Here is a 22,307-nt window from a genome sequence, read left to right as displayed (position 1 = left end):
CTTAATTCTCCTGACTCCTGACTACTGGCTCGGAGACTCCTCACCTAACGGAAGATTTTTGATTTTTGCAAGAGGTCTGTTTTACCTCAATATTATATCATCTATAGCGTTTCCTGTTCGCACGAGGTACATTATTAATGTTGAAAAGCTTAATCAGCAAAGGTTTAACTGTGCCACACAGGTGTGAGAACCGCTATAGAATGAAATAGCGCCGGGTGTTAGGAGGAATTGGCCCTATTTCCTAACACCCTAACAACTTAGATAATTAACCCCTTTGTCGAGTATTAATCACCTCACCGGCTGCATTAACTAACTCTAGCTGTAGCGGCATTTGTCCCATAGCGTGAGTGGAACAACTTAAACAGGGATCATAGCAACGAATACCCGCTTCCACCCGGTTTAACATCGCTTCGGGAATTTCGCCACCATGGATATAATGTTGGGCGATTTGTTTCACCGTTTGATTCATGGCCAAATTATTATTACCCGTGGCAATAATTAAATTCACCGTTTCAATTAAACCATTTTCATCCACTTTATAATCATGGAATAAAGTACCCCGGGGCGCTTCACTAACTCCCACCCCTTGCAGATTATTAATTCCCGCTTCGGCCCGGCAGCGTTGAGAAACTATATCGGGATCGTCGATTAAAAGTTCGATACGCTCTAAACAGCCTAAAATCTCCACTAAACGGGCATAATGATAGTAAAAAGAAGACGTCGCTACACCACCGACCCGATGGCGATATTCGCGTAACTCGATATCCGCTCCCTCCGTGCCAAAATGGGAACAAACATTTAACCGTGCCAACGGACCAACCCGATAGATACCGTTGGGATAACCGAGGGGTTTATAGTAGGGAAACTTTAAATAAGACCATTTTTCCACTGATTCGCCGATATAATCGCGATAATTGTCTTCGCTGAGGTTATCGGCCACAATATTGCCTTGACTATCGGTAAAACGAATATGACCGCCGTAGTGTTCCCACTCGTCCCGTTTACCGACCAATCCCATAAACAGGGAAGGGAAATTACCAAAAGCGGCGATTTCTGTGGTTAAATTGTCTAGAAGTCCTTTAAATAGGTTTAAGGCCGTGTAAAGAGTCGCTTTAGACTCCGGCAGTCGTTCTTTAATCCATTGTCGCCCTTCTTCGCTCAGGGGAGAACGCACACCTCCCGGGACAGACCAAGCGGGGTGAATTTTTTTTGCTCCCAAAAGTTCAATAACTTTCTGTCCAAATTGACGTAAACGGATGCCCGCTCGCGCTAGGTCGGGATCGGCGGCGATTAAACCGAAAATATTCCGTTTAGCGGCGTCACTTTCCCAACCAAGCAGAAAATCGGGACTGCTAAGATGGAAAAAGCTTAAAGCATGGGATTGGGTTAACTGTCCCAAATTCATCAAGCGCCGCAGTTTTTCCCCCGCGGGGGGGATTTGCACCGCTAGAATTTTATCACCAGTTTTGGCGGCACAAAGTAGGTGACTAACGGGGCAAATGCCGCAAATTCGGGCAGTAATTCCCGCCATCTCCCACATCGGCCGTCCCTCGCAGAATTTCTCGAAACCGCGATACTCGACCACATGAAAACGCACGTCATCCACTTCCCCCCCATCGTCAAGGAAAATCGAGATCTTGGCATGGCCTTCGATCCGGGTGACGGGATCGATAACGACGGTTTTAGTCATAGTAAGTCCTCATTGTTCAGGAGTTCCACAGAACGGTATTGTGGAGAGTGCGATCGAGCTTGGTTTCAACGATAATTTATCCCGATCTCCGCCCTGCTGTCTCTATGATAGTTATTACCCCCCTAGCAATCCTAATTTTTATAACAATTTTTCCCGATTCTCAATCGCGGCTAATTTGGCATTTTGTAGCAAATACTACAGAAAATAGTTCGGAAATCCGCAATGATTACATCTCCCTTTGCTGGTGTTGATCGGTCATTATATATATAGAAGTCGGTTCTCGGCTGTCAGTTTTCAGCTTGGTTCTGCTTTGCTCTCAAAGCTGAGGGCGAAAGGGTCGGAAGTCAGCCAAATTGTTTGTGACTAATCGGGAAAATAACCTTTTTGTCTTGTAATCTTACCTAACAATACAAGCGGCACTGTCGAGGATTCAGGAAAAAGCGACCCAAAAACAAGCGATTTCAGTTGATAGCCCTTTGGTATAATACTTCTGTTCTGGGTGTTGAAAAAAGAGGATAAACTTAACATCATACCAAAGAATGAATTAACTTTGAACCTTTAGGGGATTGCCCGCGTCTAAAAGCGCAGGATACAATCAAAGAAATTCCGATCAAACTCATACCGACTTCAGATAAGCCAGACTCACCCGCGAGTCGGAATAGTAACAGACTTTTTCTGTGTCAAGGAGTCACCACCAAACCAATGCCCACCGCAAAAACCAACCAAACTCAATCACAGCCCACCCTCAATGCCGATATGGTGCGTACCTATCTGCACGAAATTGGGCGAGTTCCTCTCCTAACTCACGAACAAGAAATTATTTACGGCAAACAAGTCCAACGGATGATGAGCCTGTTAGAAGCGAAAGAAGCACTATCGAAGCAATTAGGACGGGAACCAGATCGCTTGGAGTGGGCGGATTCGGTGAATTTAAGCGAAAATGAACTGGATCGCGCCTTGAAAACCGGCGATCGAGCTAAACGGAAAATGATTGAAGCTAACCTCCGCTTGGTAGTTGCGATCGCCAAAAAATATCAAAAGCGGAACATGGAATTCCTAGATCTAATTCAAGAGGGTAGTCTGGGATTAGAAAGAGGTGTAGAGAAATTTGATCCCACCAAAGGTTATAAATTTTCTACCTATGCCTACTGGTGGATTCGACAAGCGATTACCCGCGCGATCGCTCAACAGGCCCGCACCATTCGTTTACCCATCCATATCACCGAAAAACTGAATAAAATCAAAAGAACCCAGCGCGAACTCGCCCAAAAACTGGGGAGAAGTGCCACTCCTGCCGAGATTGCCCTGGAATTAGAGCTAGAACCCGCTCAAATCCGCGAATATCTCAGTATGGCTCGTCAACCCATCTCCCTTGATGTGCGCGTCGGCGATAACCAAGATACGGAATTGTCGGAATTATTAGAAGATAGCGGAGTTTCTCCCGATACCTTCATCACCCAAGAGTTATTACGGCAAGACTTAGCCAATCTCCTGGCCGAATTAACTCCCCAACAACGGGAAGTGATTACTCTCCGTTTCGGTTTAACCGATGGCAAAGAGTTATCCCTAGCCAAAATCGGCCAGAGAATGAATATCAGCCGGGAACGAGTGCGACAATTAGAACACCAGGCCCTGGCCCATTTACGCCGTCGCCGGGCCAACGTCAAGGAATATATTGTCGCTAGTTAGTAAGATTAGCAAATAACCAAGAAGGAGAGTTCAAGCTCTCTTTTTTTTGGGTTTAATTAATATAGAATCCCGATTAGTTTTCACCTGTGGCAGTTCCGTCATGACTAGATCAACAGAAACAGCGACCCCAACACTATACGAAGAAGATTTTTATCTCTGGCTAAAAACTACGGCAGAACAATTAAAAAAAGGCCAGTTTGCCGAGGTGGATTTAGACAATTTAATTGAGGAGATTGAATCGATGGGGAGAAGTGAAAGACACGCGCTCAAAAGTCTTTTAACTCGTCTCCTAGAACATTTACTCAAATTAACTTACTGGCAATCGGAAAGAGACCGGAATGGCAATCATTGGAATGGAGAAATCAATAATTTTCGGGCAGAAATTCAAGATTTACTGGAGGATAGCCCTAGTTTAAAGCCCTATCTTCGGGAGATTTTTGAGCCATCCTACCATACAGCTTTAGAGGCCGTCCGGAAAAAAATGGGTTTATCCCCCGGCGGTTTACCTAGTCAGATAATTTTTAATCTCGAACAGGTTTTAGATAATCAATGGCTGCCAATCGATTGGGAATAAACTATTGACTATCTAAATTACTCCTTGATCGCTAAACAGTCATCAGTGAACTGAAAACTCAAATCTGAAAACTCAAATCTGATCACTGATCACTGATCTGGTTTTACTCAAGCAATTTCTTCAGTAGGGCATCCACTTCCTTCAGGCCGGATTGATTATTTTTCAGCACATAAACCGCTCGCGCTTGCTTAAAAGCTTCCTCCGCCTCTCTTTTTCGTCCTCGGCCCGCGTAGGCCCGACCGAGATTAAGATAGACATCGGCGTTATTGGGGGCGATTTTGGCCAAATCTTGATAGGCGATAATTGCCGCAAGATAATCTTTTCTGGCCAGATGGATGCGACCGATTCCCGCTTGTGCTTCCAAAGATTGGGGTTGCAGGAAAACAGCCCGCCGATAAAAGGGGAGAGCCTCGTCAAAACGCTCTTGTTTTTCGAGTAAAATCCCTATTTTTAGCTGAATTAAAAAATTTCCTGCATTTTGTCGCTCTATTTCTTTTAAAATTTGGGTTCCACCATTTAAATCGCCCTGTTTAAGCAAAAGGCTGGCCAGTTGCAATCTTAATTCACTATTGTTAGGGAATCTTTGCAAGGATTTTTGGAGAAAATCGAGGGCTTCGCTGCTTTTATTTTGTTCAATCAAGGCCTTACCCATGATTTCGTGGGCTTGCTGATTATTGGGGTCGAGAGCTAAAACCCATTGGTAAACTTCGCCCGCTTTAGCATAGTTTTTTTGCCGTAATAATACCACCCCTAAACCGAGGTAGTGTTGGACGTTTTTCGGTTCTATTTGGATAGCGTAATAGTAAGCGGTGGCGGCATTGTCATAATCGCCGATATTAGCCAAACTATAACCGAGGGCATGGAAAAAGTCGGGATTACTCGGATCGAGACTTAAAGCTTTTTGGTATGCTTGGGCGGCGGCGTTATAATCCCCTTGCAGCGTTTGTAAAAAGCCAATCCCAGAGAAAATTCTGGCATTATTGCCATCAAGGGCGGCAGCCCGCTCGTAAACGGCTATAGCTTCCCCATAATTGCCATTTTTGACCAATTGCCGCGCTTGACGCAGTAGTTCGTTAACCTGTGAATCCTTGCTCACGATTGCCCCCGCCGGATTATCAGCGATCGCAATTGAGGCAGAGAAACAGCCCCCCGCGAGAAGACCGACGAGCAAGATTAAACGGGTAAATTGTTTCATCGCTTTACCTTTGTTAACGATTCTTAATTAAAGTTTATTGTAAATGCTATTGACAAAAATCAACTATTCTGCATCACCCTTGGACGAGATTATTGCGGGCCTCTTGGGCGACTTGGGCGCTTTTGTCGCTGGTTAACTGGGTCAAAACAGCGATCGCATCTTCCCCCCCTAAGCGGCCTAAAGCTTGAGCGAGACGATAGCGCAGTTGCCAGTCATCATCACTAGCCAAGGGAACGAGTAAAGAGACGGCGCGAGGGTCGCCTAGTTCCCCAAAAGCGCTAACGGCGGCCGTTTTTACCAATTCATTATCGGAGTTAAGGGCGATTTCGAGCAGTTCAAAGCCCCGGGGTTCCCCCAATTCGCCCAAAGCTGCCACAATGCTAAATTGAATTAACCAGTCACAGGATTGTTGATAGACGGCCACCAGATCATCGTAGGCTGCCGTTAATTTTAACCCCCCGATCGCATCGGCCGCGGCCGCTTTCACGTCTGCTTCGGGATCATGCAACAAGCGATCGCGTAGAATAGTTAAGGCCAGATCGAGATTCTGACGACCGAGGATATCTAGCTGACTTACCGCCGAATAACGCACTCTAGCGTTACTATCCTTAATTAAAGGCTGTAACATCTCGAAGGCGATTTCTGGGGCTAAATAACGCAGTTGATTAACTCCCGATAAGCGATGGCCATAATCATCGGAATCGAGCAGCCGTTGCACGGATTCGGGGGAATAATTCATAATTTGATGACACCCTTAACAATTGGACTGGTATTAATTGTCCCATGAATAGTTATCGACTCCTGACTATTTTGATCATGTTTAGTTCCCCGGTTTTTTGGGGCTGTAGTCCTCCCTCTCCCCTTAAAAAAGAGCCTACGGCCGAGATGCTCGTTTCTCCTTCTCCCAGTCCGATTATTTCCGCATCAGACATTAAAGCTGCTAATCGTTATCGTCAATTGGGATTACAGTATCGTCAACAGGGAGATTTTATCAAAAGTATTGAAGCTTTTAAAAAATCGGTACAGTTAAACCCCAATCATCTAGACGGGAGAGTAATTTTAGGATGGACACAACACCTAGCTAAACAACCTTTAGCGGCACAAACAACTCTCGAAGAAACGATTAAAATTGCTCCCGATCATGTGGCTGCTTATAATGCTTTGGGTATTGTTTATCTAGTGGCGGGTCATCTTGAAAAAGCCGTAGTCACTCATACTAAAGCCGCTAATTTAAAACCCGATAATGAAATCGCCTACTATAATTTATCCCTCGCCTATCATCGCTTAAAAGATTTTGATTCAGCTATTACTAACGCTGAAAAAGCAGTTAAATTAGAGCCAAATAATCCCCATCCTCTTGTGGCTTTGGCAATGATTTATTTAGACCAAGGTGATAGTAAAAAAGCGCATGATACCTATAGAAAGGCTGTGGATTTAGACGGTCGTTATCGACAAAAATGGTTTCTGGCGCACCTGAAGGAAGCTGGTTTTAGTCAGGAGCAAATTCAATTAGTCGAAAAGTTACTATCCTAGATTGAAAATTATTATTTCTCCTTAGGATGCCTGTCGATGTCCCAGTTTTAGGAAAATAGTTTCTAAATCTTCGCGGCAAGTATAAAACTCGCTTAAGGTCAGGCCAGAAACGACTAAAGATTTCAACAATTCGGCACTATCTTCTAGGGTTCCCGTAAATTTAACTCGGAGAGTATTAGTATTAATAACTCTTTGCCAACTTTCCACAAAAACACATTGTTTAAGAGCCGTTTCTAAGGCTTCTAAATTGCCTAGAGTCGTGATCTGCAAGTATTGGCCAGCTAGACGTTGATTTAATTCTTGTAAAGAGGTACTTTCCACTAGATAACCTAATTCCATGATGCCCACAGAACTACAAAGTTCCGCTAAATCACTAAGGACATGGGAGGAAATTAAAATAGTCATACCTGCCGATTGTAAGACTTTAATAATCTCACGAAATTGTAAACGAGCGATCGGGTCTAATCCAGAAACCGGTTCATCGAGAAGTAAAATTAAAGGTTCATGGATAATCGTTCGGGCTAAACTTAAACGTTGTTTCATCCCCCGGGACAAAGTAGCGATCGGATTATGGCTTTTATTGGTTAATTGTACCAGTTCTAGAACCTCATAAATGCGGCGATGACGTTGGGAGCGAGGGATATGATAAAGACGGGCAAAATAATCCAGATAATTCCAGACATTTAGGTCATCGTAGAGAGGAAAATTATCGGGTAGATAACCTAAATTTCTTTTGAGACGGGGATTACTCTCATCTCTTAAAAGACGTTCTCCGTGCAGATATATTTCTCCGGTTGTCGGTTCTTCCGCTGCCGCTAACATCCTAATTAAAGTGGTTTTTCCCGCTCCATTTGGACCGATTAACCCGTAAACTTCCCCCGCTTCAATCTGTAAATCCACTTGATTAACAGCTCCATGGCGGTCAAATTGTTTGGTTAAACCAACGGTAGCAATGGCTAATTCTGGTGGGTTCATAAAGTTTTTTAGTTAGGTTCTCACGGTGACTCGCTAATCACGAATACAGGGTTTATCTCCCATGACTTACGATGGTTGTTGTCAAATTGTTTAATTCTTAATATCTTCTCAATTTTTTGATAATTGACCACTGTTACATTTGGTAAATCGAGGAGTTGCTCAAAATTTATCCAGATAACCCACCTCCTATTCTGTATTAATATTATAACATCCTCACACAGAACCTAGAAGAGCCGCCTCATCTTCTGAGCATTCCTAATTGATCGATCGGTAAATACCTTGTATAAGAAGAGTCCAGGCGAAAAAAAGCCAAAAAGTAGCGGAATGTATAGCGCGCCACTACATCTCAGAAAAAACCTCTTACAATAGAGACAAAAGTGATCGGAGATCAATGGGGGTGAACGTCATGTTAGTGATTTTAACCGACGAACACATTCTCGATACGGGTTCTGTGTGTCAGGGCTGTCTTTTAGCCAACCAGCAGGGGCAACCCCGGTGGCGAGAGGGTAAACTAGGCTGTGGTCACTCCTTGGGCAAAGGGGGCAGCCAGCAGCCCAATCTCTACGAGTGTCAGATGGGCTTTACAATTGCTAATATTGAAGGCTAATGGGACCTTTTAAATGATCAACTTAGAGTTGAGTTAGGGGGATTTTCTTTGGACTCGGAGGAGAGAATCAAGGCTATTACTAATCCCCAATTCAGCTTAGATACAATGACAATAATGGCTGAGGGTTTCGTAGCATTGATCATAGGCTTTTTGGGCTTGGGTTAAAACATCGTCGGAAATTTCTATATCTAATTTTCTGGCTTGTTTGATAATTTTACCCGCTTTGATATTCTCGGAAGAATCTCCTATACCACGGCTGCCAGTGGTTTTTAAAACTCGATATTCTTCAGAAAATCCCGTTTTAGTATCGAGATGACTCTGTAAACTATTAAAAACCAATTGACTTTGGTTTAATACCTGATCATGGCTGATAAATAAACTCTTTTCTTTGCTGTTAATTAATCGAGCATAACTTTCTAAGGTGGCTAAACGACCAGTATAATAACCCAGGGCGTGCTGCTCATTTTGATGGGGTTTAATATCTAGAATACTAGCTAAAGTGCGCTGCGGTTCTCGTAGTAAAAATATGGTCTTAACTGGATCAGATTGCAAAAAACTATGATCTAAAAACTTCTGATCGTGAAGAACTTTATCTAAAATATATTTATGATTCATGTTTAAATCTTTCAAACGCCAGTAGAGTTTAAACATTAAAGTTTTAAAATCCTGTTCACTCTCATAAACCAGATGAGTTTCGCCAAAACCGATAATTTCGGGATTAGAATTGAGGATATGGGTCAATAAAGACGAACCCGATCGCATATGGCTAAGAATAAATAAAACCTGATAGGGTTGGGGACGAAAGAGGATTTTATAGGGGTCTTTAGGTGTATCAATGCGGATCTGAAAATACTTATAAGTTAAACGATGGGTTAAATCCTGCCAAGATTGGGGTAGGCGATCGATGGCTATAGTCATAGGTTAATAAAGAATTGTGTCAACTTGTCGCTAAGATTCCCCTATAATGTATCCCATTTAAGACCCAAACAAAAGTGAGGTTTATACAAAATGGGATTGCCAAGTTGTTCGCTCTGGTTTTTTACGGCGCGAACCGATGTCTGGTTTATGATGAATACTATCCCTCATCTAGTCAAAATGAGTCAGTTTCCCTTCCAGGAAAAGGTACTCGCTATTGATACGGCCCCTTTAAGCGGGGAAAAGGTTAATCGCCCCGGACTGGGTACAATGGAGGAATTAAGAGCCTGTGGCGAAAAATTAGTTAAAGATGGCATAATCGATCGCCTAGTGGATTTTAACTACGATCCCAGCTATCGTCAGCGTATCTATCAAAAGCATTTCGGCAGTCCCCTCCGTTCCACCCATAACTACAAAGGTTATCCGATTTTTGGCTCAATCTTCAAAATCGAGTCCTGTCGCAGTGATTATATGGTCCATTATGACAGTGACATGATGCTCTACCAAGAACCGGATTACAGTTGGATCCGCGAAGGGATCGAGTTAATGGAAACCCATCCAGAAATGATGTTTGTGCGTCCTTTGTCCGGTCCACCGCGGCCCGATGGTACGATTTATTCTCCCCATCCTTGCACGAAAAATCCCGACGGATTCTATCAATTTAAATTTTTTGGCAGTCGTGCCTATCTACTTAATTGTCGTCGCTATGATCGCCTTTTACCGATGACCCCCCTCTGGCGCTCTTATAAAAATACCTTTCTCGATCACTTACCCGATGGTTTAAAAGCTTGGGGCAATATTTTGACCGGCAAAGGAAAACTCGACTCTTGGGAAATTATGGTTTCTCGCTCCCTAGAACAAAGCAACTATTATCGCGCCACTCTCACCAATGCCAAGGGTTGGACTCTGCACCCCAACGAGCGATCTGCCGCTTTTAGGCAAGCTTGGCCGACTATTATCGAAAAAATTGAAGCGGGTGTTTACCCACCGCCCCAAGCTGGTTATTATGACCTGATTCCGGAATTATGGTATTAAAAGAGCGTTAGTTCTCTAGATTTGAGGTGAGGCGATCATCGCTTAGATTTCATAGCACCAGTTATAACCTCGTAAGTACCTGTTGTTTCCGTTAAACGATGTAATATCTCGTTTACGCCGCAATGATAAAGCCTTAATGTATGCTCTTTTGGGTACAAACCTTGATGAAATTATTCGTACTTATTGTGTCGCTTAGTGTCTCGTTCTTCTTTGAAATAACTATAATGACTCTACCAGCCTAAAGATAGCAAAAAACCCGGCGGAAAAATCTCCCCGCCGGGTCAAAAAGGCAAAAGTAAAGAATTATTTCTGATCGGCCTTTTTGCTTGACTTATCGCCCATTTTGTACTTACGCAAGAAGCGATCGACCCGGCCCTCCGTATCGATCATCTTCTGGGTTCCCGTATAAAAAGGATGATTACCCGACCAAACCTCCACATGAATTTCTGGTTTTGTCGAACCCACCGTCATCACCAGTTCACCATTACAGATCACCTTGGCTTCCGGATACCAAGTAGGATGAATTTTTTTCGGCATAATAAACCTCTCTATTAACCTAACGTTTCGAGTATTGAGGCGCTTTGCGCGCTTTGTGAAGACCGTATTTTTTCCGTTCCTTCGCCCGGGGATCCCGAGTCAGATAACCTTCACTCTTAAGGGGAGGACGATTTTCCGGCGCTAATTGACATAAAGCTCTAGCGACCCCCAATTTCACCGCGTCCGCTTGGCCGGTCAAACCACCGCCCTCGGCCTTAACGATGATATCATACTCGTTTTCCAGTCCCAAAGTCTCCAGAGGAGCCTTAATCGTCTGGATATAGGTGGGAATGCGGTTAAAATGGGTTTCTCCATCGCGACCGTTAACGGTAATTGCCCCCGTCCCCGGCACCAGACGCACGGAAGCGACCGCCGATTTGCGTCGTCCCGTTCCCCAATAAACTACCTTATTTTTACTGTCCGTGGCTTGCATTGACTTAATTTCCTCCTGCGGGAATCGTATTAATCGCTAAAACTTCCGGTTGTTGTGCCTGATGGGGATGTTCCGCACCGGCATAAACTTTCAGTTTCGTGAACAATTTCCGACCTAAGCTATTTTTCGGGAGCATTCCCTTAACAGCGTGTTCGATAATCCGTTCGGGAATGCGTTTTTGCAGTTTCTCGAAGCTTTCTACCTTCATACCACCCGGTCTGCCGGAGTCGCGGCGATAAACTTTCTGTTGGCGTTTTTTGCCCGTTACCGTCACTTTTTCGGCGTTAATAACAATGACAAAATCCCCCGTATCCAGATGGGGGGTGAAGGTGGCTTTATTTTTGCCCCGTAGAATCATAGCGATCTCGGTGGCCAGACGACCTAGACGCTGATCGGCCGCATCGATGACGTACCATTTCTGCTCTAGAGTCTCTAAATTTGGTAGAGGTGTTTTGTTCATGGTCAGTTTGCCTTGGTTTACAAAAATAAACTTTTAATCTCTATGCTCGGAAATAATAAAGAGGCTGAGTCTCGAACCAGACGCTATCGGCAAAGGGAAAATCGGCGTAACCCACCCGCAGTAAACATAGTCCTTTAGCTGGTGCGGCGTATTTGACCAATTCTCGGCGCTGATTGACCCAGATGTCGGTAAAGTTTTCTAGCGATCGCTCACCAGTTCCCACCTCCACCAACATTCCCACCAATAGGCGCACCATCCCGTACAAAAAGCCATTGGCCTGAATTTCCATCTGTACAAATGGCCCTTGACGGTAGCATTCCACCCCCTGTACTTCTACCCAGGAATGGTCGCGACTAGAGTTAGCACGGTGAAAGGCGGCCAGATGGTGCTTGCCCAATAGGGGCCGTAAGGCCCTGGCCATCAAATCGGCATCGAGGGGACGATGGTAGTAGTGCCAACTAAAGGGGCTAACAAAGAGATTGGGGATGGGGTCCGTATAGAGGGTGTAACGATAACGTCGCCAGAGGGCCGAGAAACGGGCGTGCCAGCGATCGGGAACTTGGGCTGAAGCCCGAATGACGATATCGTCATCTAGCCGAGCATTGAGAACCTTGGACCAATGGGAGGGTGGGATCGGACTCTGCTGCTGGAAATGGGCAACTTGGGCGGCGGCGTGAACACCGCTATCGGTACGTCCGGCCCCGTGCAGAGTGACGGCATGACCGAGAATATCGGCCAGAGCCTTCTCGATTTCCTCCTGCACGCTCCTGTGATGGGGTTGCCGTTGCCAGCCGTGGAAATTAGTTCCCACATACTGGATAACTAGGGCGATCCGCGACTGGGGGCAAGCTGTCATCGTTACATCAGTTCGATAATCGCCATGGGGGCATTATCCCCGCGACGGCGCAGGGTACGCACCACCCTGGTATAACCGCCGTTACGACTGCCATAACGGGCTTGTGCGCCTTCAAAGAGGGCGTGAACCAGTTGTTTGTCGTAGATGTAGCCCATAGCTTGGCGACGGGCGCTCAGGGAACCGTCTTTAGCTAGGGTGATAATGTGGTCTACCTCTGCTCGCACCGCTTTCGCTTTCGCTAGGGTGGTGGTGATCTGACCATGGCGAATTAGCTGGGTGGCCAAGCTGCGCAGCAGTGCCTTTCTTTGGTCAGCTGGTAGACCCAATTGAGGCACTTTACACCGATGTCTCATGGTATTTTCCTGGAATTGGGTTTACTTGCTTTTTTCTTGGGGTAGGGTGATACCTAACCGTTTTTGTAGGGCTTCAATGACTTCCTCCGCCGATTTCTGCCCAAAGTTTTTGATTTCTAAGAGATCTTCTTGGCTGTAATCGAGGAGGTCGGCTACGGTGTTGATCTGCGCTCGCTTCAGGCAATTGTAGGCGCGCACGGATAATTGTAGTTCCTCGATCGGAATTTGGTTTTCTTGGTTGATCTCTTGGTCGTCAAAGTTACCGGAGGATTCGAGGGCGTTTAGATCCTTGAGCGGGTTAAAGAGATTAACTAGCATATCGGCCGCTTGGGAAAGGGCTTCTTTGGGGTTAATGCTCCCGTTTGTCCAAATTTCTAAGAGCAGACGATCTCTAGCTTGACCGCTTTCGGAACGGATATCTTCGACGCTGTAGTTGACTTTGGTTACGGGCATAAAGATAGAGTCGATTTGCAGAAAGTCGAGCGAAGTGGCTTCTTCTTTACTGCGATCGATCGCCCGATAGCCTTTGCCTTTTTCCACGCGAAATTCCATCTCTAGCTTGGCTCCTTCGGCTAGGGTGGCGACGTACTGATTGCGATCAACTATCTCGATTTCTGAGGGTAAATCGAATTGTGCCGCCACTACCGTCGCCGGCCCAGTTGCCACTAAACGCCCGATCTGGGTTTGATTGGTGTAGCTTTTCAGGATGATTTCTTTCATGTTGAGCATGAGTTCCATCACGTCCTCGCGTACTCCCTGGACGGTGGCAAATTCGTGATTGACTCCCGCGATCCGCAGGGCCGTCACGGCCGCTCCTTCCAGATTGGAAATGAGAATCCGTCTCAGGGCATTACCTACGGTTGTACCCTGGCCTCTTTCTAGAGGTTCTAGTACGAATTTACTGTACTGACTCTGATTCTTGTAAGTTTTTGCTTCTACACACTCGATTTGAAATTGCGCCACCGATTGACCTCCCTTGTTCAGTTATTCAGTTATCAGTTATCAGTTATCAGTTTTCTCTAGCTTTCAGCGTTCAGTTTTTTGATCCGATGGTCTTTGACGACCCGATTCTCCTGCTGATGCGCCAAAAGCTAACGGCTGCCAGCCTCAAGATCCCTGTCACCTGAAAAAGCTGTTCACTGTTTACACTCTCCGGCGTTTGGGAGGACGACAACCATTGTGGGGGATGGGGGTCACGTCCCGGATCAGGGTGATTTCTAATCCTGCTCCTTGCAGGGCCCGGATTGCGGTTTCCCGTCCTGCCCCGGGGCCGCTAACCATCACTTCTAGTTGACGCATTCCCTGTTCGATCGCTCGGCGGGCGGCGTTATCGGCGGCGGTTTGGGCGGCGAAGGGGGTTCCTTTTTTGGCTCCTTTAAAACCACTCGATCCCGCCGATGCCCAAGAGATCACATCGCCTTTGGTATCGGCGATCGTGACAATGGTATTGTTGAAGGTCGATTGAATGTGAGCGACTCCGGTAGGAATATTTTTCTTCTGTTTTTTTGGTCCGGTTTTTTTGGTTGGTCGCGCCATAGTTTTTCTTGATTGGGGGATATCGCAATGAATAAAAAATTATTTCTTGGAGGGGGCTTTTTTCTTCCCTGCCACTGTCACCCGACGACCGCGACGAGTCCGCGCATTGGTTCGCGTCCGTTGCCCGCGCACGGGTAATCCTAGCCGATGCCGACGACCTCGATAGGTGCCGATATCGGCGAGGCGTTTGATGTTCATCGCCTCCCAGCGTCTCAAATCCCCCTCGATTTGATAATTTGTCTCGATATAAGTCCGTAGCGCCGCCACGTCTTCATCGCTGAGATCCTTGACCCGAGTGTCAGGGTTAACACCCGTCGCAGATAAGACTTCTTGGGAACGCGATAGACCCACTCCGTAGAGGTAGGTCAGGGCGATTTCCACACGCTTATCGCGAGGTAGGTCTACACCAGCTATCCTTGCCACGCTTTTTCTTTCTCCCTATGAACGATTTTTTTTCCGAAAACGACTACAATTAACGGTAACGATTCTCTGCCCCAAGACAGTGACTTTGGTGGTTTAACCTTGTCTCTGCTTGTGTTTGGGGTTAGAACAAATTACCATGACTCGACCGCGCCGACGGATGACGCGGCACTTTTCGCACATTTTTTTGACAGACGCTCTAACTTTCATGCCTAACTATTCTGGCAACACTGCAAGCTTATTATTATATCAGATTTCTTTTACTCGTGTCACCTATTTTTTTAAAATAAATTTGGCCGCTTATTAGACTTTTTGGCTTCTCTGCCCCCATTTGTCCCTATTTTTTTTGATTTTTCAGGCGATAGGTAATTCTGCCTTTGGTTAGGTCGTAGGGGGTCAGTTCCACTTTAACTCGATCGCCGGGGAGGATTTTGATATAATTACGGCGGATTTTGCCAGATATATGGGCTAAGACGTTGAAACCGTTATCTAAATCCACCCTAAACATGGCGTTAGGCAAGGATTCGGTGACGGTTCCTTCCATTTCGATGAGATCTTGTTTAGACAAAGTTAATTCCTCAATTTCACTGGGGACAATTTAATGAGCGGCAGCAGCAACCGTGCTGTTAGCACAATTCCCCCAGTATAGCTTATCAGTTATCAGTGATCAGTAATCAGTAATCAGTAACTCAGATGTGAGTTTTCAGTCCACAGCAAAAAAGCTCCCCATCTCCCCACTCCCATCTCCGGCACTCCCCACTCCCCACCCCCATCTCCCCACTCCCAGGCAGTATTAACGAGTAATATTTAGATAATCAACAGCTTAACATTGCTGTCTTTTCACTGATTACTGATTACTGTTCACTGTTCACTGAAAAGCTAGATTACTCGACGACAATTCGCCATTCATGGAGTTCGTATTCCACACAACCATTCTCGATTAAAGGGTCCCTAACTATAATTGCTTGAGCCTCCTCAAGAGAATCGGCCTTAAATAATAACATTCCGCCGCCTCTTTCTGCCCAATAACCGGTTTTTGCTTCTCGTCCTTGGCTAATTAAATCACGCACATAGTCCTTATGAGCGCTGACATAGCGATCGAAGGTAGTTTTATCAACAATGCCTTTTTCTATCTTGACAAACCAGGGCATAAATTCTCAGGAGGCTAGGACTGATTAACAATCATATAATTATACCGATTAATCTTGGCCGTCGATGGTGCCATGTAACAGAGATATACAATTAGCTAGAGTTGTTGAAGATTGCTAGAATCGAGATAATATCTTCATTTCTCTACCTTGCTTGTCTCCATGAATCAACCCCAGGGATATCTATTTTTTATTGCGCTTTTGCCGCCGCCAGAAGTACAGGAAATTGCCACAAAAATCAAGTTAGAGTTTGCAGAAATTTACAATAGTCGTGCCGCCCTGAAATCGCCTCCCCACGTCACTCTCCAACCCCCTTTCCGGTGGAATTTAGAACAATTACCCGATTTAGAAAGATGTTTAGAGGAATTTGCCCTCTGGCACTCTCCTATTCCCCTGATTCTCCAGAATTTTGCCGCCTTTAAACCGCGAGTCATTTATATTAATGTCCAGAAAACCCCAGAATTATTAACCCTACAAAAACGGCTTTTACAGGAGCTAGAATCTTCCTTGAATATCATTGATAATGCCTCAAAAAGCCGAGCTTTTTCGCCCCATTTAACCGTTGGCTTCCGAGATTTAACTAAAGATAATTTCTGGAAAGCTTGGTCAAAATATGCTAATCAAGAGCTATTTTTTGAGGTGATGATCGATCAAATTACCCTCCTAATTCATAACGGTAAGCGCTGGGAAATTTATCGGCAATTTTCTCTATAATCCAGACTCTTGCAGGTTTCTATCTACAGAGGAAGGGGTTATAGTGGTAAAATAGGAGAGAGCAGTTTTTAAAGCTTAATTTCTGGCTTTTTTGCGATATTTTAACCTATAGAGCCATTTTACTGCGACTCCGCCGCCCTGAAACCTATGTTACTCAAAAATCCCCCGAAAATCTCCCCCAATCTGATTAAACAGCTAGAAACGATCCTTGGTAAAGATGGAGTCATCCGTCGCAAAGATGAATTATTAACCTACGAGTGCGATGGTATCACAGGATACAGACAAAGACCCGCTCTTGTGGCACTGCCTCGCAGCACCGCAGAAATTGCGGCGGTGGTGAAACTCTGTCACGATAACGAGATTGCCTGGGTAGCGAGGGGGGCAGGAACGGGCTTATCGGGAGGGGCGTTACCCTTAGAAGAGGGGATTCTCATCGTCACGGCGCGGATGAATCAGATTCTCAGGGTTGATTTAGATAATCAAAGGGTGGTGGTACAGCCCGGGGTGATTAATAATTGGGTGACGCAAGCGGTAAGCGGGGCGGGATTTTATTATGCACCGGATCCCTCTAGTCAAATTATCTGCTCGATCGGCGGTAATGTGGCGGAAAATTCTGGCGGGGTTCACTGTTTAAAATACGGCGTGACTACCAATCACGTTATGGGCTTAAAAATCGTCCTTCCCGACGGTTCAATTATCGATGTGGGGGGGGCAGTACCAGAACAACCGGGCTACGATTTAACCGGTTTATTTGTGGGTTCCGAGGGAACTTTAGGCATCGCCACGGAAATCACCCTAAGAATCCTGAAAACTCCGGAATCTATCTGTGTTTTACTGGCCGATTTTACCAGTATCGAGGCGGCGGGCCAAGCGGTGGCGGATATTATTAAATCGGGAATGATTCCGGCGGGGATGGAGATTATGGATAATCTCAGTATCAACGCCGTGGAAGACGTGGTGGCTACCGGCTGTTATCCCCGGGATGCCGAGTCAGTTTTATTAGTGGAATTGGATGGTTTAGGGGTAGAAGTAGCCAAGAATAAACATCGGGTTGCCGAGATTTGCCGTCAAAATGGGGCGAGAAATATCACCACGGCTAATGATGCCGAAACCCGCTTGAAACTCTGGAAGGGCAGAAAAGCGGCTTTTGCGGCGGCGGGGAAAATTAGCCCTAATTACTTTGTCCAAGATGGGGTGATTCCCCGCACTCAATTGGTGTATGTTCTTGAGGAAATTAAGGCTTTAAGTGAAAAATACGGTTATAAAATCGCCAATGTTTTCCACGCCGGAGATGGCAATTTACACCCGTTGATTCTCTACGATAACAGGGTAGAGGGGGCCTGGGCAGAAGTGGAGGAATTAGGCGGTGAAATTCTCAAACTTTGTGTGCGGGTTGGGGGCAGTTTATCGGGCGAACATGGTATCGGCATCGATAAAAATTGTTATATGCCCGCCATGTTCAACGAGATTGACTTAGAAACTATGGGCTATGTGCGGGACTGCTTTAATCCCAAAGGTTTAGCTAACCCGGGGAAATTATTCCCCACCCCGCGCAGCTGTGGGGAAGCCGCTAATGCCAAAATGCAAGGGTTTGCGGGGGTGGATGTGTTTTAGGTTATCTGAGTTCTTAGATATTTTGACCTGATAGCGGTTCGAGAACTTACTTTTGCAGGAAGTCTAAAGATTTTTCTGACTGATTACTGATTACTGATTACTGACTACTGATTACAGTCCACCTTGGGGTCCTAGGGGCAGATTGATATTAGAGGGGAAAACCTGGACTTGTCTTTCCAGAAAGCGTTGAGTGATTAATTCTCGGAAAATCTCTAGGTCTTTTTGCCATTGTCCCAGAGATTGTTTGAGCAGATTTAATCGATCGCTGCCCTCGGCCAGATTATAGTTAAAGTTACCGGCAAATAATAGCGCCGCTAAGGTTTGGCCATCGGGTAATTGCAATTTTGCCTCGTTAATCGCCAGGGATAGCTGAGAGGTTTCTAACTGATAAAGTAGATTGATGCTGGCTTGTAGGGGGGCTGTACCGAAATTGTGCCAGGGACCGGGGGCGAGAAGAGTTTCGGTGATGTATTTTTTAGCGGCATCGGGACTACTAGGGAAAGGAACAATACTTTTCGGCGCGATACCCAGGGCTTGATATTCGGCTAAAGGGAGTTTATCTAGATATAAACCAACAATTTCTGGCAGTTTCAGGTTCAGGCTATCGGGAGAGTTAATTATCTCCACAAAGGTAATTTTCCGGGGTTGAGCGACGATGCTGATGCCATTTTGAAAATTAACTTGAGCGTAATTAGGATTGAGTACCGGCTGGCCATTTAATTCCCAGTCGGGGGGAACTATTCCCGAATATTTGAGGAAATCAACCGTTAGCATGGCGGGATTAAGGCTTTTGGCGGTAATTGCGATGGCAAGTTCTTGTATTTCCCGCAAACTAACCAGAGGTTGATTGGAGTTATTGTCAGTGGTGGTAATCATCAATTTTGTCCTTGGATATTTATGTTTTGTCTCTAGGGTTACAGCCAAATTATTCCGGGTCTCGGTGGCTTAGTCACTATCACTCAGACACAGGACAAGAGAGCCATTCCAGATAAGTATTACTCAATTCTTTCACGGCTAATTCATAGAATCTCTGACCGTGTTCGGGAGTGGCTAAAGCAGGATTGGAACCCATACGACCATCGGGGTAGTTTTGGCGAAAATTAGCCGCACCGTAAATACCATGACCAGAAGCCACTTTTTCCGATAAAAAGGCGTTTTTAAGGCTCTCAGGGTAAAGATACTGAGTTAACGCCACTTCGCTCGGTGTAGCGTGGGAACCCTCCTGATATCCATACAATTCTTTGGCTAAAAGATAAACTTCTCGCACCATAAACCAATTGGCCACTTGACATTTAACCTCGTTTGTGTTAGGTAAATTGAGGGAATCCAAATGATAATAGGTTTCCGCAAAAGCGGCTTTTAGGGTGGCAATATTGCCCCCGTGACCATTAATAAAGAAAAATTGACGAAAACCCGCTCTAGCTAAACAAGTCACATAGTCGAGGATTACTTGAATCAAAGTGCTAGGACGAAGGCTAATTGTACCGGGGAAAGCCGTATGATGTAGGGCCATACCCACATTTAAGGTAGGTGCTACCATTGCTTGTACCTGTGTCCCTACTCCTTTAGCGATCGCCTCCGCACATAGAGCATCTGTACCAATCAGTCCCGTCGGCCCGTGTTGTTCCGTGGAACCAATGGGAATAATAATTCCCTGAGATTGTTCTAGATAGGATTCCACCTCTAACCAGGTAGATAACTGTAATAACATTCGGCTCTAGCCTTCCAAAACGAGTGCGGGTTGACAAATTGAGATAAAATCAAGACGAATAATCAAGTATTTTTATGTTAACCCTTGACACCCCCCCCTTGTCGGTGAGTACGGATTTCGTTCCCAATCATCGGATTTTAATCGTTGAAGATGAAGAAGTGATTCGGGATATGATTATTTTGGCTTTGGAAGAAGAAGGTTACGAGGCTCTCGGTGTTAGTGATGGTCGCGTTGCCCTAGAATTACTGCAAAGTCAAGAATCTCATCACGGTGAGTCTCGTTTTGATTTGGTCGTTTTGGATTTAATGTTACCCCAAATCAACGGTCTTGATATCTGCCGTCTGTTGCGCTATCACGGCAATATTATCCCGATTTTAATCTTAAGTGCTAAGGCCAGCGAAACCGATCGAGTTTTGGGTTTAGAAGTGGGTGCCGATGATTATCTGACTAAACCCTTTAGTATGCGCGAATTAGTCGCTCGTTGTCGCGCTCTCATTCGTCGTCAAGGATTTACTTCCCTAGCTGCCGCTACCGTGCGAAAATTCCGCGATGTTCTTCTCTATACCCAGGAATGTCGGGTGACAGTGCGAGATGAAGAAATTAACCTTTCTCCTAAAGAATTCCGTCTCCTCGACCTATTTATGAGTTATCCGCGCCGAGTTTGGTCAAGAGAGCAGTTAATTGAACAAATTTGGGGACCAGATTTTTTAGGAGACACCAAAACCGTCGATGTTCACATTCGCTGGTTACGCGAAAAACTAGAAATCGATCCCAGTCAACCGGAATACCTGATTACTGTACGCGGTTTCGGTTATCGTTTTGGCTAGGTGAGCGATTATATTTTCCCGATTAGCGATCGCCGTTCCCGCAGATAATGACTATTTTCGCTTTTATTTTGGGAGTAGTTTTAGGTTTGAGTATTTGTTACTGGCAAGTCTCACGCTTAAATAGAGAGTTAAAGCGAACCCTAAGCGCTCTCTCGGATTCGGTGGATTTGTCGGCTTCTTTTCCCGTTACCTCCCTAGTGCGTCGAGAATTACAGTTTCTCTCCCAAAGTCTGCAAGAGCGAGAAAAGAGCTTAGAAATTCAGAAATCCTTGCTAGAAATAGCGCCGATCGCCTATCTTCATATAGATGCCGATAATCAACTGCTCTGGTGCAATCAACAGGCAATAACCCTTTTAAAACTCGATCGCTGGCAGCCAGATCAGGTACGTCTGCTGCTAGAATTGGTGCGCTCCTACGAATTAGATCAATTAATTCAAGAAACGCGCCAAAAACAGAGTCCACAGGTGCAAACTTGGACTTTTTACCCGACTAATTATCCTGTCAACCCCATTAGCGATCGCCAAGTGATTGCTCCTAAATCGATTGCCTTGAAGGGTTACGGTTATCCCTTGCCAGAAGGTGAAATCGCTGTATTTATCGAAAATAGACAGCCTTTAGTGGAATTATCGCAAAATCGCGAGCGAGCTTTCTCTGACTTAACTCACGAGTTACGCACTCCCTTAACCTCCATTTCTCTCCTTACCGAAGCTTTACAAAAACGCCTCCAAGCTCCCGAAAGACGCTGGTTAGAACAAATGGGGAAAGAAGTGGAGCGTTTGAGTCAATTAGTCTGCGATTGGCTAGAAATTAGTGAATTACAAGCGGATGCGGGGCGCTCTTTACAATACCAAATCATTAATCTACAGGATCTAATCACCACCGCTTGGCAGACTGTCACCCCTTTAGCGGCCCAAAAACAGATTAGCTTAGATTATTCCTCTCTGGCGGATTGGACGCTGGAAGTGGATCATTCTCGTCTGCTGCAAGTTTTCCTGAATCTCTTTGATAATGCCATTAAGTATAGTCCCGAGCGGGGGGAAATTCGCCTAGAAATTCGGGAAATATCCGATACTATCGCGAAAAAATGGCTGAGAATTGACGTTATCGACAACGGTAAAGGATTTAACGAAGCGGATCTGCCCTACGTTTTTGATCGCCTCTTTCGTGGTGATCCTTCCCGCACCCGTCAAAAACAAGGCACAAAGGATTATAGTACCGGTTTAGGTTTATCGATTGCTAAAGAGATTATTCAAGCCCATGGCGGTTCGATCGTCGCTCAAAACGATCCTAACACCGGCGGCGCTCGCCTACAAGTCACTCTCCCCCGTCAAAAAAATTAGGTGGGAATTATGAATTATGAATTATGAATTATGAATTGGGGAGAGGGGAGAAAAAATTCTGTCAAGTTCTCTAGACAACTGTACAAAATCGAAAATTTTCTTGTTATCACTGTAGAGAAAGAGTAGTTTTATGTTAAGCGAATCT

27 protein-coding genes are annotated in these 22,307 nt (G+C 45.3%); 9 read left to right on the top strand and 18 right to left on the bottom strand.

The genetic code is table 11. From position 1 onward, the window contains the following. Window positions 1–265: 265 nt before the first annotated feature. Window positions 266–1,690 (bottom strand): Ni/Fe hydrogenase subunit alpha, encoded by a 1,425-nt coding sequence (locus IM473_RS01960; protein WP_061431264.1) that lies wholly within the window; start codon window positions 1,688–1,690, stop codon window positions 266–268. A 702-nt stretch (window positions 1,691–2,392) separates the two neighbouring features. On the opposite strand from IM473_RS01960, the gene IM473_RS01955 reads away from it, so the two are divergent. Next, entirely contained in the window at window positions 2,393–3,379 is a 987-nt protein-coding gene (locus IM473_RS01955; protein WP_002782393.1) for an RNA polymerase sigma factor, RpoD/SigA family, read from the top strand. Between the two features lie 100 nt (window positions 3,380–3,479). Beyond that, window positions 3,480–3,953, top strand: a complete 474-nt coding sequence (locus tag IM473_RS01950) for a DUF29 domain-containing protein (RefSeq protein WP_287657114.1) — start codon at window positions 3,480–3,482, stop codon at window positions 3,951–3,953. 103 nt (window positions 3,954–4,056) lie between these two features. Here the strand turns inward: IM473_RS01950 and IM473_RS01945 are convergent, their stop codons facing one another. Both IM473_RS01945 and nblB read right to left on the bottom strand, forming a co-directional pair. Continuing rightward, a complete protein-coding gene (locus IM473_RS01945) occupies window positions 4,057–5,148 on the bottom strand; it encodes a tetratricopeptide repeat protein (protein ID WP_287657116.1) in 1,092 nt (363 codons plus the stop codon). 73 nt (window positions 5,149–5,221) lie between these two features. Continuing rightward, window positions 5,222–5,887, bottom strand: a complete 666-nt coding sequence (gene nblB / locus IM473_RS01940; RefSeq protein WP_287657117.1) for a phycobilisome degradation protein NblB — start codon at window positions 5,885–5,887, stop codon at window positions 5,222–5,224. Window positions 5,888–5,931: 44 nt separating this feature from the next. Here nblB and IM473_RS01935 point away from each other — a divergent pair, with 44 nt between their 5' ends. Continuing rightward, the gene (locus tag IM473_RS01935) at window positions 5,932–6,681 is read left to right on the top strand and encodes a tetratricopeptide repeat protein (protein WP_287657119.1); all 750 of its coding nucleotides are present in this window, start codon (window positions 5,932–5,934) and stop codon (window positions 6,679–6,681) included. A 21-nt stretch (window positions 6,682–6,702) separates the two neighbouring features. Here IM473_RS01935 and IM473_RS01930 read toward each other — a convergent pair whose 3' ends face one another. Next, window positions 6,703–7,656 (bottom strand): ABC transporter ATP-binding protein, encoded by a 954-nt coding sequence (locus tag IM473_RS01930; protein ID WP_287657121.1) that lies wholly within the window; start codon window positions 7,654–7,656, stop codon window positions 6,703–6,705. A gap of 406 nt (window positions 7,657–8,062) precedes the next feature. Between IM473_RS01930 and IM473_RS01925 the strand changes: the two genes are divergently transcribed. Next, window positions 8,063–8,263, top strand: coding sequence for a hypothetical protein (locus tag IM473_RS01925; protein ID WP_002735656.1), 201 nt, complete (start codon window positions 8,063–8,065; stop codon window positions 8,261–8,263). 96 nt (window positions 8,264–8,359) lie between these two features. On the opposite strand, the gene IM473_RS01920 is transcribed toward IM473_RS01925, so the two are convergent. Continuing rightward, window positions 8,360–9,181, bottom strand: a complete 822-nt coding sequence (locus IM473_RS01920; RefSeq protein ID WP_287657122.1) for a sulfotransferase family protein — start codon at window positions 9,179–9,181, stop codon at window positions 8,360–8,362. 90 nt (window positions 9,182–9,271) lie between these two features. On the opposite strand from IM473_RS01920, the gene IM473_RS01915 reads away from it, so the two are divergent. After that, window positions 9,272–10,213: a hypothetical protein gene (locus IM473_RS01915; protein ID WP_287657124.1), complete on the top strand. Its 942-nt coding sequence runs from the start codon at window positions 9,272–9,274 to the stop codon at window positions 10,211–10,213. A gap of 303 nt (window positions 10,214–10,516) precedes the next feature. Here IM473_RS01915 and rpmE read toward each other — a convergent pair whose 3' ends face one another. The 11 genes from rpmE to IM473_RS01860 form a co-directional block, all read right to left on the bottom strand. After that, entirely contained in the window at window positions 10,517–10,750 is a 234-nt protein-coding gene (gene rpmE / locus IM473_RS01910) for a 50S ribosomal protein L31 (RefSeq protein ID WP_002760058.1), read from the bottom strand. A 19-nt stretch (window positions 10,751–10,769) separates the two neighbouring features. Then, window positions 10,770–11,183 (bottom strand): 30S ribosomal protein S9, encoded by a 414-nt coding sequence (gene rpsI, locus IM473_RS01905; RefSeq protein WP_002737094.1) that lies wholly within the window; start codon window positions 11,181–11,183, stop codon window positions 10,770–10,772. A 4-nt stretch (window positions 11,184–11,187) separates the two neighbouring features. Then, window positions 11,188–11,643, bottom strand: coding sequence for a 50S ribosomal protein L13 (rplM, locus tag IM473_RS01900; protein WP_287657126.1), 456 nt, complete (start codon window positions 11,641–11,643; stop codon window positions 11,188–11,190). Between the two features lie 40 nt (window positions 11,644–11,683). Then, a complete protein-coding gene (gene truA / locus IM473_RS01895; RefSeq protein ID WP_287657128.1) occupies window positions 11,684–12,499 on the bottom strand; it encodes a tRNA pseudouridine(38-40) synthase TruA in 816 nt (271 codons plus the stop codon). Between the two features lie 2 nt (window positions 12,500–12,501). Further along, a complete protein-coding gene (gene rplQ / locus IM473_RS01890) occupies window positions 12,502–12,852 on the bottom strand; it encodes a 50S ribosomal protein L17 (RefSeq protein ID WP_002801078.1) in 351 nt (116 codons plus the stop codon). Between the two features lie 21 nt (window positions 12,853–12,873). Continuing rightward, window positions 12,874–13,815 (bottom strand): DNA-directed RNA polymerase subunit alpha, encoded by a 942-nt coding sequence (locus IM473_RS01885; protein ID WP_002766101.1) that lies wholly within the window; start codon window positions 13,813–13,815, stop codon window positions 12,874–12,876. 180 nt (window positions 13,816–13,995) lie between these two features. Beyond that, window positions 13,996–14,388: a 30S ribosomal protein S11 gene (rpsK, locus tag IM473_RS01880; protein WP_002735413.1), complete on the bottom strand. Its 393-nt coding sequence runs from the start codon at window positions 14,386–14,388 to the stop codon at window positions 13,996–13,998. 39 nt (window positions 14,389–14,427) lie between these two features. Next, a complete protein-coding gene (gene rpsM, locus IM473_RS01875) occupies window positions 14,428–14,811 on the bottom strand; it encodes a 30S ribosomal protein S13 (protein WP_002735415.1) in 384 nt (127 codons plus the stop codon). Window positions 14,812–14,904: 93 nt separating this feature from the next. Continuing rightward, the gene (gene rpmJ, locus IM473_RS01870) at window positions 14,905–15,018 is read right to left on the bottom strand and encodes a 50S ribosomal protein L36 (RefSeq protein WP_012593611.1); all 114 of its coding nucleotides are present in this window, start codon (window positions 15,016–15,018) and stop codon (window positions 14,905–14,907) included. Between the two features lie 127 nt (window positions 15,019–15,145). After that, complete coding sequence (gene infA, locus IM473_RS01865) at window positions 15,146–15,376, bottom strand: translation initiation factor IF-1 (protein ID WP_002737109.1); 231 nt, start codon at window positions 15,374–15,376, stop codon at window positions 15,146–15,148. Between the two features lie 316 nt (window positions 15,377–15,692). Continuing rightward, window positions 15,693–15,959, bottom strand: coding sequence for a YciI family protein (locus tag IM473_RS01860; RefSeq protein ID WP_110578914.1), 267 nt, complete (start codon window positions 15,957–15,959; stop codon window positions 15,693–15,695). Between the two features lie 159 nt (window positions 15,960–16,118). On the opposite strand from IM473_RS01860, the gene IM473_RS01855 reads away from it, so the two are divergent. Together IM473_RS01855 and glcD are read left to right on the top strand one after the other, a co-directional pair. Beyond that, window positions 16,119–16,670 carry a 2'-5' RNA ligase family protein gene (locus IM473_RS01855; protein WP_287657130.1) on the top strand — a complete coding sequence of 184 codons (552 nt, stop codon included), beginning with the start codon at window positions 16,119–16,121 and terminating at the stop codon, window positions 16,668–16,670. A 147-nt stretch (window positions 16,671–16,817) separates the two neighbouring features. Further along, window positions 16,818–18,284: a glycolate oxidase subunit GlcD gene (gene glcD, locus IM473_RS01850; protein ID WP_287657131.1), complete on the top strand. Its 1,467-nt coding sequence runs from the start codon at window positions 16,818–16,820 to the stop codon at window positions 18,282–18,284. 111 nt (window positions 18,285–18,395) lie between these two features. Here the strand turns inward: glcD and IM473_RS01845 are convergent, their stop codons facing one another. Further along, entirely contained in the window at window positions 18,396–19,160 is a 765-nt protein-coding gene (locus tag IM473_RS01845; RefSeq protein WP_287657132.1) for a hypothetical protein, read from the bottom strand. Between the two features lie 79 nt (window positions 19,161–19,239). Further along, window positions 19,240–19,995, bottom strand: coding sequence for a creatininase family protein (locus tag IM473_RS01840; RefSeq protein ID WP_287657134.1), 756 nt, complete (start codon window positions 19,993–19,995; stop codon window positions 19,240–19,242). Window positions 19,996–20,069: 74 nt separating this feature from the next. On the opposite strand from IM473_RS01840, the gene IM473_RS01835 reads away from it, so the two are divergent. Beyond that, window positions 20,070–20,822, top strand: coding sequence for a response regulator transcription factor (locus tag IM473_RS01835; protein ID WP_287657135.1), 753 nt, complete (start codon window positions 20,070–20,072; stop codon window positions 20,820–20,822). Between the two features lie 47 nt (window positions 20,823–20,869). Then, window positions 20,870–22,162 (top strand): sensor histidine kinase, encoded by a 1,293-nt coding sequence (locus IM473_RS01830; protein ID WP_287657138.1) that lies wholly within the window; start codon window positions 20,870–20,872, stop codon window positions 22,160–22,162. Window positions 22,163–22,307: the final 145 nt, after the last annotated feature.

This window comes from Microcystis sp. M015S2, assembly GCF_020245945.1.
Lineage (GTDB): Bacteria > Cyanobacteriota > Cyanobacteriia > Cyanobacteriales > Microcystaceae > Microcystis.
This window is presented reverse-complemented; position numbering and strand designations above follow the sequence as displayed.

What these genes read in the sequence shown, in the direction of transcription:
- IM473_RS01960 (WP_061431264.1), bottom strand. Translation starts at nt 1,690, where the DNA reads ATGACTAAAACCGTCGTTATCGATCCCGTCACCCGGATCGAAGGCCAT.
- IM473_RS01955 (WP_002782393.1), top strand. Translation starts at nt 2,393, where the DNA reads ATGCCCACCGCAAAAACCAACCAAACTCAATCACAGCCCACCCTCAAT.
- IM473_RS01950 (WP_287657114.1), top strand. Translation starts at nt 3,480, where the DNA reads ATGACTAGATCAACAGAAACAGCGACCCCAACACTATACGAAGAAGAT.
- IM473_RS01945 (WP_287657116.1), bottom strand. Translation starts at nt 5,148, where the DNA reads ATGAAACAATTTACCCGTTTAATCTTGCTCGTCGGTCTTCTCGCGGGG.
- nblB (WP_287657117.1), bottom strand. Translation starts at nt 5,887, where the DNA reads ATGAATTATTCCCCCGAATCCGTGCAACGGCTGCTCGATTCCGATGAT.
- IM473_RS01935 (WP_287657119.1), top strand. Translation starts at nt 5,932, where the DNA reads ATGAATAGTTATCGACTCCTGACTATTTTGATCATGTTTAGTTCCCCG.
- IM473_RS01930 (WP_287657121.1), bottom strand. Translation starts at nt 7,656, where the DNA reads ATGAACCCACCAGAATTAGCCATTGCTACCGTTGGTTTAACCAAACAA.
- IM473_RS01925 (WP_002735656.1), top strand. Translation starts at nt 8,063, where the DNA reads ATGTTAGTGATTTTAACCGACGAACACATTCTCGATACGGGTTCTGTG.
- IM473_RS01920 (WP_287657122.1), bottom strand. Translation starts at nt 9,181, where the DNA reads ATGACTATAGCCATCGATCGCCTACCCCAATCTTGGCAGGATTTAACC.
- IM473_RS01915 (WP_287657124.1), top strand. Translation starts at nt 9,272, where the DNA reads ATGGGATTGCCAAGTTGTTCGCTCTGGTTTTTTACGGCGCGAACCGAT.
- rpmE (WP_002760058.1), bottom strand. Translation starts at nt 10,750, where the DNA reads ATGCCGAAAAAAATTCATCCTACTTGGTATCCGGAAGCCAAGGTGATC.
- rpsI (WP_002737094.1), bottom strand. Translation starts at nt 11,183, where the DNA reads ATGCAAGCCACGGACAGTAAAAATAAGGTAGTTTATTGGGGAACGGGA.
- rplM (WP_287657126.1), bottom strand. Translation starts at nt 11,643, where the DNA reads ATGAACAAAACACCTCTACCAAATTTAGAGACTCTAGAGCAGAAATGG.
- truA (WP_287657128.1), bottom strand. Translation starts at nt 12,499, where the DNA reads ATGACAGCTTGCCCCCAGTCGCGGATCGCCCTAGTTATCCAGTATGTG.
- rplQ (WP_002801078.1), bottom strand. Translation starts at nt 12,852, where the DNA reads ATGAGACATCGGTGTAAAGTGCCTCAATTGGGTCTACCAGCTGACCAA.
- rpsK (WP_002735413.1), bottom strand. Translation starts at nt 14,388, where the DNA reads ATGGCGCGACCAACCAAAAAAACCGGACCAAAAAAACAGAAGAAAAAT.
- rpmJ (WP_012593611.1), bottom strand. Translation starts at nt 15,018, where the DNA reads ATGAAAGTTAGAGCGTCTGTCAAAAAAATGTGCGAAAAGTGCCGCGTC.
- IM473_RS01860 (WP_110578914.1), bottom strand. Translation starts at nt 15,959, where the DNA reads ATGCCCTGGTTTGTCAAGATAGAAAAAGGCATTGTTGATAAAACTACC.
- IM473_RS01855 (WP_287657130.1), top strand. Translation starts at nt 16,119, where the DNA reads ATGAATCAACCCCAGGGATATCTATTTTTTATTGCGCTTTTGCCGCCG.
- glcD (WP_287657131.1), top strand. Translation starts at nt 16,818, where the DNA reads ATGTTACTCAAAAATCCCCCGAAAATCTCCCCCAATCTGATTAAACAG.
- IM473_RS01845 (WP_287657132.1), bottom strand. Translation starts at nt 19,160, where the DNA reads ATGATTACCACCACTGACAATAACTCCAATCAACCTCTGGTTAGTTTG.
- IM473_RS01840 (WP_287657134.1), bottom strand. Translation starts at nt 19,995, where the DNA reads ATGTTATTACAGTTATCTACCTGGTTAGAGGTGGAATCCTATCTAGAA.
- IM473_RS01835 (WP_287657135.1), top strand. Translation starts at nt 20,070, where the DNA reads ATGTTAACCCTTGACACCCCCCCCTTGTCGGTGAGTACGGATTTCGTT.
- IM473_RS01830 (WP_287657138.1), top strand. Translation starts at nt 20,870, where the DNA reads ATGACTATTTTCGCTTTTATTTTGGGAGTAGTTTTAGGTTTGAGTATT.